The 14,385-nt window shown below is 65.5% G+C and carries 16 protein-coding genes; 7 read left to right on the top strand and 9 right to left on the bottom strand.

The features are described 5' to 3' along the window. Nucleotides 1-12: 12 nt before the first annotated feature. Nucleotides 13-864, bottom strand: coding sequence for a LysR substrate-binding domain-containing protein (locus tag ACVIGB_RS36720; RefSeq protein ID WP_456719012.1), 852 nt, complete (start codon nucleotides 862-864; stop codon nucleotides 13-15). Nucleotides 865-978: 114 nt separating this feature from the next. On the opposite strand from ACVIGB_RS36720, the gene ACVIGB_RS36715 reads away from it, so the two are divergent. From ACVIGB_RS36715 to ACVIGB_RS36705, 3 genes are read left to right on the top strand one after another with little or no spacing between them, the layout of a single operon-like run. Next, complete coding sequence (locus ACVIGB_RS36715) at nucleotides 979-1,362, top strand: tautomerase family protein (RefSeq protein WP_456719013.1); 384 nt, start codon at nucleotides 979-981, stop codon at nucleotides 1,360-1,362. After that, nucleotides 1,359-2,570 carry a pyridoxal phosphate-dependent aminotransferase gene (locus ACVIGB_RS36710; protein WP_456719014.1) on the top strand — a complete coding sequence of 404 codons (1,212 nt, stop codon included), beginning with the start codon at nucleotides 1,359-1,361 and terminating at the stop codon, nucleotides 2,568-2,570. Before ACVIGB_RS36715 ends, ACVIGB_RS36710 begins: the two co-directional genes overlap by 4 nt. Beyond that, the gene (locus ACVIGB_RS36705; protein WP_283842295.1) at nucleotides 2,567-2,692 is read left to right on the top strand and encodes a hypothetical protein; all 126 of its coding nucleotides are present in this window, start codon (nucleotides 2,567-2,569) and stop codon (nucleotides 2,690-2,692) included. The genes ACVIGB_RS36710 and ACVIGB_RS36705 overlap by 4 nt, the downstream gene beginning before the upstream one ends. A gap of 8 nt (nucleotides 2,693-2,700) precedes the next feature. Here the strand turns inward: ACVIGB_RS36705 and ACVIGB_RS36700 are convergent, their stop codons facing one another. The 5 genes from ACVIGB_RS36700 to ACVIGB_RS36680 form a co-directional block, all read right to left on the bottom strand. Then, nucleotides 2,701-3,582, bottom strand: a complete 882-nt coding sequence (locus ACVIGB_RS36700; protein ID WP_229170623.1) for a 3-hydroxybutyryl-CoA dehydrogenase — start codon at nucleotides 3,580-3,582, stop codon at nucleotides 2,701-2,703. Between the two features lie 248 nt (nucleotides 3,583-3,830). Further along, nucleotides 3,831-4,781, bottom strand: coding sequence for an electron transfer flavoprotein subunit alpha/FixB family protein (locus ACVIGB_RS36695; RefSeq protein WP_063695509.1), 951 nt, complete (start codon nucleotides 4,779-4,781; stop codon nucleotides 3,831-3,833). Next, a complete protein-coding gene (locus tag ACVIGB_RS36690) occupies nucleotides 4,781-5,530 on the bottom strand; it encodes an electron transfer flavoprotein subunit beta/FixA family protein (protein WP_092123260.1) in 750 nt (249 codons plus the stop codon). The genes ACVIGB_RS36695 and ACVIGB_RS36690 overlap by 1 nt, the downstream gene beginning before the upstream one ends. Before the next feature lie 117 nt (nucleotides 5,531-5,647). Further along, nucleotides 5,648-6,220: a cob(I)yrinic acid a,c-diamide adenosyltransferase gene (locus ACVIGB_RS36685; protein ID WP_456719015.1), complete on the bottom strand. Its 573-nt coding sequence runs from the start codon at nucleotides 6,218-6,220 to the stop codon at nucleotides 5,648-5,650. A gap of 49 nt (nucleotides 6,221-6,269) precedes the next feature. Next, the gene (locus ACVIGB_RS36680) at nucleotides 6,270-6,464 is read right to left on the bottom strand and encodes a twin transmembrane helix small protein (protein WP_092123256.1); all 195 of its coding nucleotides are present in this window, start codon (nucleotides 6,462-6,464) and stop codon (nucleotides 6,270-6,272) included. Between the two features lie 166 nt (nucleotides 6,465-6,630). Between ACVIGB_RS36680 and ACVIGB_RS36675 the strand changes: the two genes are divergently transcribed. Next, the gene (locus ACVIGB_RS36675; protein ID WP_376711757.1) at nucleotides 6,631-7,491 is read left to right on the top strand and encodes a YihY/virulence factor BrkB family protein; all 861 of its coding nucleotides are present in this window, start codon (nucleotides 6,631-6,633) and stop codon (nucleotides 7,489-7,491) included. Here the strand turns inward: ACVIGB_RS36675 and ACVIGB_RS36670 are convergent. Further along, the gene (locus ACVIGB_RS36670) at nucleotides 7,418-8,731 is read right to left on the bottom strand and encodes an ATP-binding protein (RefSeq protein ID WP_456749269.1); all 1,314 of its coding nucleotides are present in this window, start codon (nucleotides 8,729-8,731) and stop codon (nucleotides 7,418-7,420) included. The two genes, ACVIGB_RS36675 and ACVIGB_RS36670, sit on opposite strands and share 74 nt — an antisense overlap. A gap of 135 nt (nucleotides 8,732-8,866) precedes the next feature. Further along, the gene (gene gluQRS / locus ACVIGB_RS36665) at nucleotides 8,867-9,736 is read right to left on the bottom strand and encodes a tRNA glutamyl-Q(34) synthetase GluQRS (protein WP_456719016.1); all 870 of its coding nucleotides are present in this window, start codon (nucleotides 9,734-9,736) and stop codon (nucleotides 8,867-8,869) included. Nucleotides 9,737-9,936: 200 nt separating this feature from the next. On the opposite strand from gluQRS, the gene ACVIGB_RS36660 reads away from it, so the two are divergent. Both ACVIGB_RS36660 and ACVIGB_RS36655 read left to right on the top strand, forming a co-directional pair. Beyond that, complete coding sequence (locus tag ACVIGB_RS36660; RefSeq protein ID WP_456719017.1) at nucleotides 9,937-10,590, top strand: DNA-3-methyladenine glycosylase family protein; 654 nt, start codon at nucleotides 9,937-9,939, stop codon at nucleotides 10,588-10,590. 121 nt (nucleotides 10,591-10,711) lie between these two features. Further along, complete coding sequence (locus ACVIGB_RS36655) at nucleotides 10,712-12,313, top strand: glycoside hydrolase family 17 protein (RefSeq protein WP_456724985.1); 1,602 nt, start codon at nucleotides 10,712-10,714, stop codon at nucleotides 12,311-12,313. Between the two features lie 9 nt (nucleotides 12,314-12,322). On the opposite strand, the gene ACVIGB_RS36650 is transcribed toward ACVIGB_RS36655, so the two are convergent. After that, complete coding sequence (locus ACVIGB_RS36650; protein WP_375781004.1) at nucleotides 12,323-13,210, bottom strand: LysR family transcriptional regulator; 888 nt, start codon at nucleotides 13,208-13,210, stop codon at nucleotides 12,323-12,325. Nucleotides 13,211-13,384: 174 nt separating this feature from the next. Between ACVIGB_RS36650 and ACVIGB_RS36645 the strand changes: the two genes are divergently transcribed. After that, the gene (locus tag ACVIGB_RS36645; RefSeq protein WP_456719018.1) at nucleotides 13,385-14,359 is read left to right on the top strand and encodes an NAD(P)H-dependent flavin oxidoreductase; all 975 of its coding nucleotides are present in this window, start codon (nucleotides 13,385-13,387) and stop codon (nucleotides 14,357-14,359) included. Nucleotides 14,360-14,385: the final 26 nt, after the last annotated feature.

Genomic DNA, 14,385 nt, shown 5'->3' with positions numbered 1-14,385 from the left:
ATGCTTCCGAGATCAGGCCGCGTTTGCGGCAAAGGCCGCACCGAGGGTGCGCAGCGCCTGCCGTGTCCGTGCGTCCGACAGCTTTGAGTGAAGCATGACGTCGCGCGACGGCAATGGCGGCAGGCCAAGCCGCGGCCCGAGGTCTATGGTATCCGCCGGCGCCACCCGGCGCGCCAGCGCGGCGACGGCGAGTCCTGCGGATATCGCGGCGCCGATCGTCGAAAGCCCGCCACCGACGAACGCCTCGGTCCAGGCGATGCCGGCGGCGTCGAGAGTTTCAACCGCCATGGCGCGCACGCTGCAAGGCTCGGCTTGCGTCGCCAGGCGCAGCGGCTCGCCCGGCCGATGGTGAAAATCGGGCGCGGCCATCCAGCCGAAGGGTTCTTCGAACAGCACGTCGCCATCGCGGCGCTTGGCGTCGTGGCGCAGCACGATCGCAGCGTCGAGCCTGCCATCGTCGAATGCGCTGAGCACCGAACGCGACGTATCGACATGCAACTGGATCACCAGTCCTGGATCGGTGGCGTTCATCCGCTTCAGCAGCGAGGCCAACTCCGATCCGACGATGTGGTGGCTGATGCCGACGACAAGCCGACGATGCTCGACCGCAAACGCCCCGATCGCCGATTGATGCGCGGCCACCAGATTGCGCGCCGCGCCGAGGAACGCCGTACCCTCGGCGGACAGTCGAACCATCCGCGGCGTTCGCTCCAGCAGCCGGCGGCCGAGCCCATCTTCCAGCCGCCTGATCTTCAGGCTGACCGCGGACTGCGTGGTCGCCATGGCCTGCGCCGCGCGCGTGAAGCTGCTGAGGTCCGCGACCAAGACGAAGGCCTGCACCGCCTCGACGTCGAGCGCCTTCATGACCAGACATTTAAATTAGCAATCATTGAAATGCGATACCATACCGTTTTTCAATGATCAACAAGCCCCTAGGATTGGCTGCACGCAACGATCGCCTCCAGGAGAGCCATCATCATGCCGCTGACCCGCGTCTCCCTGCGGCGGGGCAAGCCCGCCGCCTACCGCAAGGCCGTTCTTGAGAGCCTCTATCGCGCCATGCGCGAGACCTTCGATGTGCCGGAAGGCGATCGCTTCATGACGATCTCCGAGCACGATGACGACGATTTCGCCTATGGCGCGGACTATCTCGGCGTCAGGCGCAGCGATGATCTGGTCATCATCCAGATCACGGTCAGCAACACCCGCCCGGTGGCGCAGAAGCAGAGGCTCTACCGACGCATCGCCGACCTGCTGACGGAGAGTCCCGGCCTGCGCGCCGAGGACATCTTCATCAACCTGGTCGAGGTGCTTCCGGAAAACTGGTCGTTCGGCAACGGTGAGGCGCAGTACGTCCGATGACCGCGACACTGATCCTCTCGCCGCGCATGAGCGGCATCAAGGCATCGCCGGCGTCCATGCTGCGCCGTCGCGCCCGTGAACTGCGCGCCGCCGGACGCGACATCATCGAGCTGTCGTCGGGCAATCTCGACTTCCCGACACCGGATCATGTGATCGCGGCGGCGCATGAAGCGGCATTGCGCGGCGAAACCCGCTACACCGATGTCGACGGCACGCCCGAACTGAAGCGGGCGGTGCGGGCCGCGCTGCTGCGCGACCATCGCCTCGACTATCGCCTGGATGAGATCGTCATCACCAACGGCTCGACCCAGGCGCTGTTCAACGCGCTGCTGGCGACGCTGGCGCCTGAAGACGAGGTGATCGTGCCGGCGCCGTATTGGGCGCCCTATCTCGATCAGGTGCGGCTGGCAGGCGCGACGCCGGTGGTCGTGCCGTGCGCGCAGAACAACGGCTTCAAGCTGCGCGCGGAGGATTTACAGGCGGCGATATCGGCGCGAACACGCTGGATCGTGATCAACAATCCGGTCAATCCTTCCGGTGCAGTCTATTCCGCTGAGGATTTGGCTGAGCTCGCCGCGATCCTCTTGCAGCACCCTGACATCTGGGTGCTTGCCGACGGGCTCTACGAGCACATCGTGTTCAATGGCCGAGCTGCGCCGACGCTTGCGCAGATCGAGCCGCGCCTGAGGCCGCGGACGCTGACCGTCAGCGGCCTCGCCAAGAGCTACGCCATGATGGGATGGCGCATCGGCTATGCCGCCGGCCCATCAGCGCTGGTCCGCGCGATGATCACGATCCAGTCGCAGACCACGTCCGGCGCCTCGTCGATCAGCCAGGCCGCCGCGGTGGCCGCGCTCGATGGCGCGCAGGATGTGCTGGCCGAGCGATCCGCCATCCTTCGCATGAGGCGTGACCGCTTTGCCGAGCTCGTGAACGCATGCAGCGGGCTCGCCTGCACGCCGCCCGAAAGCACGTTCTATTTGCTGGTCAGTTGCGCCGGCGTGATCGGCAAGCGCGCAGCCGACGGCAAGCTGATTGCGACCGACCGCGATTTTGCGGCTTACTTGCTTGAGCAAGCCGATCTGGTGGTGTTTCCGGGCGAGGATCTAGGGCTGTCGCCCTATATCCGCCTCAGCTTCGCCAACCCGTCATCGATCATCGAGGAGGCCGGAAGGCGTCTGAAACGCGCTTGCGAGGCGCTGCAATGACAGCGCACGGGCAGAGCCAACGCCTCGCGCTGACGGCGCATCTGCTCGGACTTGGAACGGGTGTGGCGATGATTGCAGGTCTCGTGCCCGCGACGCTTGCGCTGCTGCGGACACTGATCTGAGCGGGTAGTTACCGCGTCGGGACCGGCTTGTCGCCGCGGTAGTCGTAGAAGCCGCGCTGGCTCTTGCGTCCGAGCCAGCCGGCCTCGACATACTTCACCAGCAGCGGGCACGGCCGGTACTTGGAGTCGGCGAGCCCCTCGTGCAGCACCTGCATGATCGACAGGCAGGTGTCGAGGCCGATGAAATCGGCGAGCTCGAGCGGGCCCATCGGATGGTGCGCGCCGAGCTTCATCGCGGCATCGATCGCCTCGACGTTACCGACGCCCTCATACAGCGTGTAGATCGCCTCGTTGATCATCGGCAGCAGAATGCGGTTGACGATGAAGGCCGGGAAATCTTCCGACACCGCGACCTGCTTGCCGAGCTTGGCGACGAACGCCTTGGCGGTGTCGAAGGTCGTGTCGTCGGTGGCGATGCCGCGGATCAGCTCGACCAACTCCATCGCCGGCACCGGATTCATGAAGTGAATGCCGATGAATTTCTCCGGGCGGTCGGTCGAGGCGGCGAGCCTCGTGATCGAGATCGACGACGAGTTGGTCGCGACGATCGCTTCCGGCTTCAGCACCGCACAGACATCGTGGAATATCTTGCGCTTGGTCTCTTCCTTTTCGACCGCGGTCTCGATCACGAGATCGCAATCGGCCAGCGCATCGATCGCCTCGGCGGAGGTGATGCGGTCGAGCGCCTGCTTGCGCTCGCCCTCGCTGATCGCCTTCTTGGCGACCTGGCGGGTCAGATTGCCGTTGATCGTCGCCAGCGCCGACTTCAGCCGGTCCGCGGAGACGTCATTGAGCACCACGTCGAAACCGGCCAGCGCCGCCACATGGGCAATACCATTGCCCATCTGGCCCGAACCGATCACGCCGACCTTTTTGATTGCCACCGTCATCTTGTCATCCACCGGAACGGCGCGCATGTCGCGCCTGCCCAATTCCAACGATACCCGAAGTGAAGCCTTCCGGGTTGCCCAATCCGCCGGAAAACGTTTCCCCGGACCATGATGTGATTACGACGTAATCGCACCCGATCCATCTTCCCTGCCGGACACGATCCTTTCGGAAAACCGTTTCCGGATCGTTGCGTCCCAAGAATAGTAACACCGGCCGGAGCTTACCCACCCGGCCGGTGTCTTGTCGCTTACTTTCCGAGCTTGCCGAGCGCTTCGGTCAGCTCCGGAACCGCCTGGTAGAGGTCGGCGACCAGGCCGTAATCGGCGACCTGGAAGATCGGTGCGTCCTCATCCTTGTTGATGGCGACGATCACCTTGGAGTCCTTCATGCCGGCCAGATGCTGGATCGCGCCGGAGATGCCGACCGCGACATAGAGTTCCGGGGCCACCACCTTGCCGGTCTGGCCGACCTGCCAGTCGTTCGGCGCATAGCCGGCATCGACCGCGGCGCGCGAGGCGCCGACGCCGGCGCCGAGCTTGTCGGCGAGCGGCTCGATGTACTTGGCGAAGTTCTCGCGGCTCTGCATGGCCCGGCCGCCCGAGACGATGATCTTGGCCGAGGTCAGTTCCGGACGGTCGCTCTTGGCGACTTCCTCGCCGACGAACGTCGACAGGCCCGGATCGGCGGCGGATGCGGCGTTCTCGATCGCGGCGCTGCCGCCTTCGCCGGCCGCGGCGAAGGTCGAGGTACGGACCGTGATCACCTTCTTGGCGTCCTTCGACTTCACGGTCTGGATCGCGTTGCCGGCATAGATCGGCCGCTCATAGGTGTCGGGCGCGACGACCTTGATGATCTCGGAGACCTGCATGACGTCGAGCAGCGCTGCGACGCGCGGCATCACGTTCTTGAAGCGCGAGGTCGCGGGCGCGACGAACGCATCGTAGCCCGGCGCCAGCGCGACGATCAGCGCAGCCAGCGGCTCGGCAAGGTCGTGCTCATAGGCGGGGCCTTCGGCCACCAGCACCTTGGTGACGCCGGCAAGCTTGGCGGCTGCTTCCGCCGCCGCCTTGGTGCCCTGGCCGCCACCGGCAACCAGCACATGGACGTCGCCGCCGAGCTGGCTCGCCGCGGTCAGCGCCTTGTTGGTCGAGTCCTTCAGGGTCTCGTGGTCGTGTTCAGCAATCAACAGCGTCGTCATCAGAGAACCCCGGCTTCGGTCTTGAGCTTGTTCACGAGTTCGGCGACGTCCTTGACCTTGACGCCCGCCTTGCGGCCTGCCGGTTCCGCGGTCTTCAGCACTTCCAGACGCGGCGTGAGATCGACGCCGTAATCCGACGCGCTCTTGTCGTCGATCGGCTTCTTCTTCGCCTTCATGATGTTGGGCAGCGACGCATAGCGCGGCTCGTTGAGGCGCAGGTCAGTGGTGACGATCGCCGGGCCCTTGAGCTTGATGGTCTGCAGGCCGCCGTCGACTTCGCGCGTGACCTTGAAGTCGGAGCCTTCGACTTCGAGCTTGGAGGCGAAGGTCGCCTGCGACCAACCGAGCAGCGCGGCCAGCATCTGGCCGGTCTGATTGCTATCGTCGTCGATCGCCTGCTTGCCGAGGATGACGAGGCCAGGCTGCTCCGCCTCGACCACCGCCTTGAGAATCTTGGCGACCGCGAGCGGTTCGACATTGCCTTCGGCCTTGACCAGGATGCCGCGGTCGGCGCCCATCGCAAGCCCGGTGCGAATGGTCTCGGAAGCCTGCGCCGGTCCGATCGACACCACCACCACTTCGGTCGCCTTGCCGGCTTCCTTCAGCCGCAACGCTTCCTCGACGGCGATTTCGTCGAACGGGTTCATCGACATCTTGACGTTGGCGAGCTCCACGCCCGATCCATCGCTCTTGACGCGGACCTTGACGTTGTAGTCGACGACCCGCTTTACCGGCACAAGAACCTTCATCGATCCTCTTTCGCTTTGATTTTATGGGTTTCGGTTGGCTGGCGCGGAACCTAAAGGTCCCGTACCCCCCGGTCAACGCGGCAAAGCCAAAAAACCGTCCCCCGGTTTTGAACCAGTTTAGCGGTTCTGGCCCGGCACCCACAACACGTCCCCCGCCCCTTTATTGTTCAGGAAGCGGCTGGCAACGAACAGGAAATCCGACAGTCGGTTCATATACTGGATGCCAGCGGAATTGACCGTCTCATCCGGCCGGGCAGCGAGTTCCACCATGATCCGTTCCGCGCGGCGACATATCGTCCGGGCGAGATGCAGATATGCAGAAGCCGGCGTCCCGCCGGGCAGCACGAACGAGGTCAGCGGCGCCAGCTGGTCGTTGAGGCTGTCGATGTCATGCTCGAGCCGCTCGACCTGGCTCGCCAGCATCCGCAGACGCTCGGCCTTGCCCTCGCGCTCGGGCACCGCAAGGTCGGCGCCGAGATCGAACAGATCGTTCTGGATCCGGCCGAGCATCGCATCGACCTCGGGACTGTCGGCCAGGTGCAGCCGCACCACGCCGATCGCGGCATTGGTCTCGTCGACGGTGCCATAGGCCGCAACCCGCAGATCGTATTTCGGTCGCCGCTCGCCGGAGCCGAGCGCGGTGGTGCCGTCATCGCCGGTGCGCGTGTAGATCCGATTGAGAACGACCATGGCCGTGATCCCCTAAGGTTTGCGCCTCGCGCGCGTCGCTCGAAACGCCCTACCGCCCCATCGCCCAGACCGCGAGCATCGCGATGACGATGGCGACGAACTGCAGCAGCACGCGCAGCCGCATCAGCTTCTGCGATGTGTTCGGCGAGCCGCCCTTCATCATGTTGACGAGGCCGAGCAGGAGCACCAGCGCGACGGCGCCGACGGCAACGGGAAGAATGATCGTGCTGAGGACAGATGTCATCTGCGGTACATAACACCGCAGGACGCGGACTTCCACACAGGCGGCGCATGCAACCAACTGGCTTTTCACTGCGTAATATCAGATGCTGGGTTCGTCCTCGGACCAAGCGGTTTTCGACAATGCCGGGTGGAATGTGAAGCAGCTTCGTTACGTCTACCACGTCGTGATGGATGCCTTTTACACGTTCCTCGCCGACGACGGCTGGGCGATCGCGAGCCACATCGCGCTGTCGACCCTGATGGCGCTGTTTCCGTTCCTGATCGTGCTGACGTCGGTGGCCGGCTTCTTCGGCTCCAAGGAGCTTGCCGACCAGGCCGTCGGACTGTTGCTGCAGGTCTGGCCACAGCAGGTCGCCGAGGCCTTGTCCGGCCAGATCCACGACGTGCTGACCAACACCCGCGGCGGCATCCTGACCATCGGCGCGGTGCTCGCGGTGTACTTCGCCTCCAACGGCGTCGAGGCGCTGCGGGTGGCGCTGAACCGCGCCTATGCCGTGATCGAGCCGCGGCGCTGGTACTGGCTGCGGCTGGAATCTATTGGCTACACGCTGGTCGCGGCGTTCACCTCGCTCGCGATGGCGTTCCTGATCGTGCTCGGGCCGCTGATCATCGAGGCGGCGCGGCGCTATATTCCGTTCTTCGTCGAATCGAACGAGAGCCTGCTCAACACCGCCCGTTACGGCATCACCGTGCTGGCGCTGGTCGTCGCGCTCTTCATCCTGCACGCCTGGCTGCCGGCGGGCCGCCGCGGCTTCACGCAGATCCTGCCCGGCATCATCTTCACCATAGTGGCGTCGCTGATCTCGGGCATCGGCTTCGGCATGTATCTGGCGCGCTTCGCCAACAACTACGTCACGATGTATGCGGGGCTCGCCTCGGTCGTGATCGCGCTGGTGTTCCTGTATTTCATCGCCGCGATCTTCGTGTTCGGCGGCGAGCTGAACGCGGCGATCATCAAGTCGCGGCTGCCGCGCGGCGTGCCGCTTCAAGCAGAGCAGTCGCCAGTGCCCGCGGAGAAACAGGTTTGACGAGGAAGGCGTCGGCACCGGCGGCGCGCGCCGCGGCCTCGTCCTCGGCACGCCCGGAGATCCCGACGATCACGATGCGGCCGTGCGGCGGCGGCAGCGCGCGGATGCGCTTGATAGCTTCGACACCGCCGATGCCGGGCAGCACCATGTCCATCAGCACGGCATCGAAGGCCCCCTGTCCGAGCCGATCGGACGCCCCCTCACCCTGACCGATGAATTCGGCATGGTGACCGAGTTCGGTCAGGATCGTGTTGAGCACGACGCGGCCGAACGGATTGTCCTCGACGCTGAGCAGCCGCAGTCCCTGCGATGACGGCACCGCCGCGCCTTCGCTCGACGCAGCGCCGACCGGTCCTGCGGCTGAAACCAGCACCACGTTGAGCGTAAAGACGGTGCCGCCGCCCTTGCGCTGGGCCACGACGATGTCGCCGCCCATGGCGCGCGCGAGCTGCTTCACCGAGGACAGGCCGAGCCCGGCGCCGCCGAACCGCGCGGCGATCGAGACATTGGCCTGCGAGAACGGCCGGAACAGGCGCTTGACCTCCGATAGCGTCAGGCCGATGCCGCTGTCGGAGATCGCAAAGGCAATCCCGATCCTGCCGTTCGCCTTTCCCTTGGCCTTTCCCTTGGCCGTGCGCACCGGCCCGACATGCAGCTCGATGCTGCCCTGCTCGGTGAACTTGACGGCATTGTCGATCAGGTTTTCCAGCGCCGCGCGCAGCCGGACGGGATCGCCGACCGCAAACGCCGGCAGCTTCGCGGAGATCTCGACCGAGGCCCGCAATCCCTTGGCTGCGGCGCGGCCGGCCAGCGAATCCCCGGCGTGGCGCGCCAGCGTGCGCAGGTCGAAGAAATCCTGCCGGATCTCGAGCCCCGGCCCCTCGCTCCGGGCAGCGTCGACGAACAGGGTCGCAAGGCTTGCCAGATGCTCGGCGCCGGCCTTGATGGTATCGACCCAGCGCCGCTCGCGCTCGTCGAGATCCGATGTCGCGAGCAGGTTGCTGATCGCGAGGATTCCGGTTAGCGGGGTCCGGACCTCATGGGCAAAGGCGGCAAGCGCGGTCTCGATCATCCCGGGACCGGCCTTGCGGGAGGCCTTCGGCACAGCCCGCTTGCGGCCCGGCTTGGCCGCCGCCTTGACGGCGCGTGTCTTGGCAGCGCGTGTCTTGGCAGCGCGCGGCTTCGGCGGCATCCTTTTGGATTGCCGCTTGCTGCGCCGTACGCGCGATTTTGACGCCATGGTCTCCGTGATCCCCGCCCCGGATAACAACATGGCATGCCCGGCGTGCCGGTGTCACGGCGCCGTTTGTGGCTCGCCGCAGCGGTGCCCTGTGATGGTAACCACCGCGCTTCGCGATCGAAATGCGGCTGGGATCTATGGCAAGCCGACCAGGCGGCGGATATCGGCCGGGCTGGCGCCCGCCGCCCGCAGCTCGCGCAGTCCGGTCGCCTGGGTCGATTTCGACAGCTTTTGGCCGGCAGCGTCCCGGATCAGCGCATGGTGCCGGTAGGCCGGCGCGGGCAGGCCAAGCAGCTCCTGCAGCAGCCGATGCACGCTGGTCGACCAGAACAGGTCAACGCCCCTGACCACATCGGTGACGCCTTGCAGGGCGTCGTCGATCACGACAGAGAGATGGTAACTGGTTGGGGTCTCCTTGCGCGCCAGGATGACATCGCCCCAGGCCTCCGGCCGGGCCGCCACATCCCCGGTCTCGCCGGCCGGACCCTCGCCCGCCTCCCGCCAGCGCATGCCGCCGGTGCGCGCGCATGCCGCTGCCATGTCGAGCCGCAGCGCGAACGGCGCGCCCTGCCCGATCAGCCGGTCGCGCTGCTCGGTCAACAGCGATTTCGCCGTCCCCGGATAGAGCGGCGCGCCATCCGGATCGCGCGGCCACGCGCCAGCGGTCTCGCGTTCCGCGACCAGCCGCGCGATCTCGGCGCGGCTCTCGAAGCTCGGATAGACCAGCCGCTCGGCCGACAGGCGGTCGATCGCCGCGCGATAGGCGGCAAAATGCTCCGACTGCCGCCGCACCGGGGTCTCCCAGGCGATGCCGAGCCAGGCCAGATCCTCGTAGATCGCCTGGTCGAATTCGACCCGGCAGCGCGTCGCGTCGATGTCCTCGATCCGCAGCAGGAAGCGTCCGCCCGCGTCGCGCGCCAAGTCGTGGTTGAGCAGCGCCGAATAGGCGTGGCCGAGATGCAGGTAGCCATTCGGACTCGGTGCAAAACGGAAAACGGGTGGCATGGCGTTCGATCGGGGGTCATTGCCGGGCTCGACCCGGCGATCCTTGTTTAGGCATGATCTTCGCGCAAGTGCCTTGCGTTTGTCGCAAGCGAAAACCGGTTTCCACTTTTCCGGACCATGCGGCTGGACAAGACTCTGTTACGATAGGAGATGGATGCGCGGGTCAAGCCCGCGCATGACAAGCCGATGCAGATCCCGCAATGCTGATTCATCTCGAAACCCAGGCCGACCTCGACGACGCCATCCAGAAGCTGGTCGACCAGGATCGACGGCTGCGCCCGATCCTCGAGCTGACCGGCATGCCGGCCATCCGGCAGCGCGAGCCGGGGTTCGCGGGACTTGCCGCGATCGTCTGCGGTCAGCAGCTGTCGACCGCGAGTGCTGCCGCGATCTGGGGCCGCGTCAGCAAGGCATTCGACCCGTTCCACCATGAGACGATCCGCAAGGCGCGGGCCGACCGGCTCGGCCGGCTCGGGCTCTCCGCGGCCAAGATCAAGACGCTGAAGCACATCGCGCGCGAACTCGCGGAGGAGCGGCTGAACCTCGACGTGCTCGCCAATGAAGAAGCCGATGCCGCCCACAACACGCTGACCGCGCTACCCGGGATCGGCCCGTGGACCGCCGACGTCTATCTCTTGTTCTGCCTCGGCCATGGCGATGCGTGGCCGGCGGGCGACCTCGCCGTGCAGGAAGCGGTCAAGGTCGGGCTCGGGCTGAAAGAGCGCCCGACGCCGAAGCAGATGGCACCGCTTGCCGAGCCGTGGCGTCCGCTGCGCGGCGCCGCCGCGCATCTGTGGTGGGCATATTATCGCGTGCTCAGGAATCGCGAAGGCGTGATCGCCGGCGCGAAGTAGGTCGTCGAGAAAACATTCCAACTGCGTGAACGCGTGTTATAGCATCAGCAGACGAATACTCATTCAATTTGCCGGCCTCGCCCATTTTGTCCAGCACATCCTTCCTGCAAGGAGGACGGACCTGGTTTCACTTCGCACTCCGCTGCTTCTCCTGATATCCCTCGGGGCTATCGCCGCGGCGTGGTGGTGGCTGGGCATCCCGGTCAGCCTGGTGCGCGCTCCGATCGATCCGAGCGATAAAGTCCAGTGCATCTCCTACGCCCCGTTCCGCAACAATCAGACATCACTTGCTCCCGCGACGCAGGTCACGCCGGAACAGATCGCGGAAGATCTCGCGCAACTCGCGAAGATATCCAACTGCATCCGCACCTATGCGACCGATCTCGGTCTCGACCAGATTCCCGGGCTCGCAGCCAAGGCGGGGCTGAAAGTCATTCAGGGCATTTTCCTCGATCGGGATCGAAAGAAGAATGCAACGCAGGTCGAAACGGCGATACGCCTCGCCAAGCAATATCCAGACACGATCATTGCTCTCGTGGTCGGCAACGAGGTTCTGCTGCGCAAGGAAATGTCGGCGTCCGACCTCGGTGACCTGATCCGCTCGATCAAGGCGCAGGTTAGCGTCCCCGTCACCTACGCCGACGTCTGGGAGTTCTGGCTGAGCAATCGCGAACTTTCCGACGCCGTCGATTTCGTCACGGTTCATATCCTGCCCTACTGGGAGAATATCCCAATCCCCGCGGAACGTGCCGCGGCTCACGCTGACGAGATGCGCCGGCAGATCGCGGCGGTTTTTCCGGGCAAGGAGATCTTTATCGGAGAAATAGGTTGGCCGAGTGAGGGGCGGATGCGCGAATCCGCGCTGCCATCGCGCGTCAATCAGGCGCGGGTGGTCTCGGAGGTGCTCGACCTTGCCCGGCGCGAGCATTTCCGCGTCAACCTGTTCGAGGCCTATGACGAAGGATGGAAGCGGGAGATCGAGGGCACGGTCGGCGGATCCTGGGGCCTGTTCGATTCGGAAGCGCGCATGCTGAAATATCCGCCTGGCCTGCCGATCAGCAATTTTCCGTTCTGGAAACTGCAAATGTGCAGCGGAATGGCGCTGGCGATCCTGGTGTTCGGCGCAGCCTGGCTGACCTCGCGCCGCAAGCCGAACGAGCCCGAATTCGTGTCATGGCTTGCGGTCGGACTCTCGGCGACCACAGCCGGAATTCTGTTTGGGGTGGCCGCGCAAAGACTGGTCTATGAAAGCTATGGAACGGGAGGCTGGCTTGTCTGGGGTTCGCTTCTGGTGGCGGCAACAGCCTCGCCGGTGTTCGGCGCCAACGCGCTGATGTCGGGTCGCGCGCCGCCCAGTTTCCAGGAGTTGTTGGGTCCCAAGGGCTACCACACCGAAACGGTGCTGGTGACCGTGCACGGATTGGCCTTGATCGTCACCACGGTGATCGGGACGGCGGCCGCACTGGGCCTGATATTTGACCCGCGCTTCATCGATTTTCCTTTCGCGCCTCTGACCATGGCGGCGGTGCCGTTCGCGGCCATGACATTGCTCAATCCTGCTACGAAGGGAGTCCGCCCTCTGGCGGAATCGATCTTTGCCGGCATTTTTGTCGCAGCCGCCATCTATGTGGGCTTCAACGAAGGACCAGAGAACTGGCAGGCGCTGTGGACCTGCGCCGTCTTTATCTCGCTCGCGGTGACGTTGTGGCGGGCGCGTGCGTGACAATATTTTCTAACCGCGCAGCCTGATGCGGTCCTCGCGCGCGCAATCGGTGACGAAGCCGATGACGGCGCGCACCGAGGGAAGCTCGACCAGATCGGGATGGGCGAGCAGCCAGAGATCGGAGAGGCTCGACAGCTTTTGCGGAGCAACCCGAACCAGATCGGGATAGTCGGCCCCGACCAGGCAGGACAGCGCGCAAATCCCGAGCCCGGCCCGCGCCGCCGCCAGCATGTCGCCCTGCGAGGAACAGCGCATCACCAGCGTGCCCTGCCGCGTGATGACATCGCTCCACCGCGCCAGGCGCGCATTCGAGGCCTGGTCGGCAAACCCGATCACGCTGTGCCCCCGCCACTCGTCCGGCCGCTCCGGCAGCTTGCGTCCAGCGGCATAACCGCGTGACGCGTAGAAGCCGGCGCCGAGCCGTCCGATCTTGCGCCCGATCAGGTTCTCGTCGCCGGCATCGACCGGCCGCAGCACAACGTCGGCCTCGCGACGCCGGACGCTCGCCGGAAACGGGTGGGTGATGATCTCGAGCTGGATGTTGGCGTGATCGCGCAGGAACGGCCCGAGGCGCGGCATCAGCCAATGCGCCGCCAGCGTCGCGCCGATCGACAGCTTCACGACGCCGCGGGCTTGCTCCCCTGTGGCAGACGCGGCCGCCTCCGCGCGCAGGGCCGCAGCCGCCATCACCTCGGTGTGCTCGCGGAACTTGCGGCCATGCGATGTCAGGGACAGGCCGTCATTGGAGCGGGCGAACAGGCGGGTCCCGAGCTGCTTCTCCAGCGCCGCGACGTTGCGTCCGACGGTGGGGTGGCTGATGCGCAACCGCCGCGCCGCGCCGGCGAAGCTGCGCGTCTCGGCCACCGCGACGAACGTCTTGCAAAGCTCCCAGTCCATGCCGCCGCCCGCGCCTTTGTTCATTTCTGGCCAATCAGCTGTTCAATATTGAACGTCATGACGCAGCCGTCCAGCCTTATATTGCCGCGCCAAGGGAGCCGCCGCTCCAGCCATCACAACAAATCGCGATCCGCCCCGGCACCGGCCGGGCGCCGCGCATGGAGGATCCGAACAATGTCGCTGCCCGCCTCGCTCGCCAACAGGCTCGAACTGCCGGTCGTCGGTTCCCCGCTATTCATCGTCTCGGGGCCCGAGCTCGTGATCGCGCAGTGCAAGGCCGGCATCGTCGGCTCTTTCCCGGCGCTCAACGCCCGCCCGGTCGAGAAGCTCGACGAATGGCTGACACAGATCGAGAACGAGCTCGGCGAGCACCAGGCGAAGCATCCGGAGAAGAAGGTCGCGCCCTACGCGGTCAACCAGATCTGCCACGCCTCCAACGACCGGCTGATGCACGACATGGAAACCTGCGTGAAGCACAAGGTGCCCATCATCATCACCTCGCTGCGTCCGCCGTCCGAGATCGTCGAGGCCGCCCATTCCTACGGCGGCGTGGTGTTCCACGACGTCATCAACGTTAAGCACGCCCGCAAGGCCGCCGAGCAGGGCGTCGACGGATTGATCCTGGTCTGCGCCGGCGCGGGCGGCCATGCCGGCACGCTGTCGCCGTTCGCGCTGGTGCGCGAGGTCAAGCAATGGTTCAAGGGCACCATCCTGCTGTCGGGCGCGATCTCCGACGGCTGGAGCATCGCATCGGCGCTGGCACTCGGCGCTGACCTCGCCTATGTGGGCACCCGCTTCATCGCGACCGAGGAGGCCAATGCCGACATCAGGTACAAGCAGGCGCTGACCGAATACGCCGCGCACGACATCGTCTATTCGAACCTGTTCACCGGCGTGCACGGCAACTACCTCGGACCGTCGATCGCAGCGGCAGGGCTCGATCCGGGCAACCTGCCGGTCGCCGACAAGTCCAAGATGAATTTCGGCTCCGGCGGCAACACGAAGGCCAAGGCCTGGCGCGACATCTGGGGTTCGGGCCAGGGCATCGGCCAGATCACCGACGCCCCGCCGGTCGCCGAGCTGGTGGCGCGAATGAAGGCGGAGCTTGCGGAGGCACGCGACAGCTTCACGACGCGGCTCAGCGCCTGATCGGCAATCCCGGACATCTCGCAGGA

The organism is Bradyrhizobium sp. USDA 4341 (assembly GCF_054063755.1).
The sequence above is the reverse complement of the archived record's forward strand: the minus strand, read 5'-3'. Positions and strand labels throughout refer to the sequence as shown.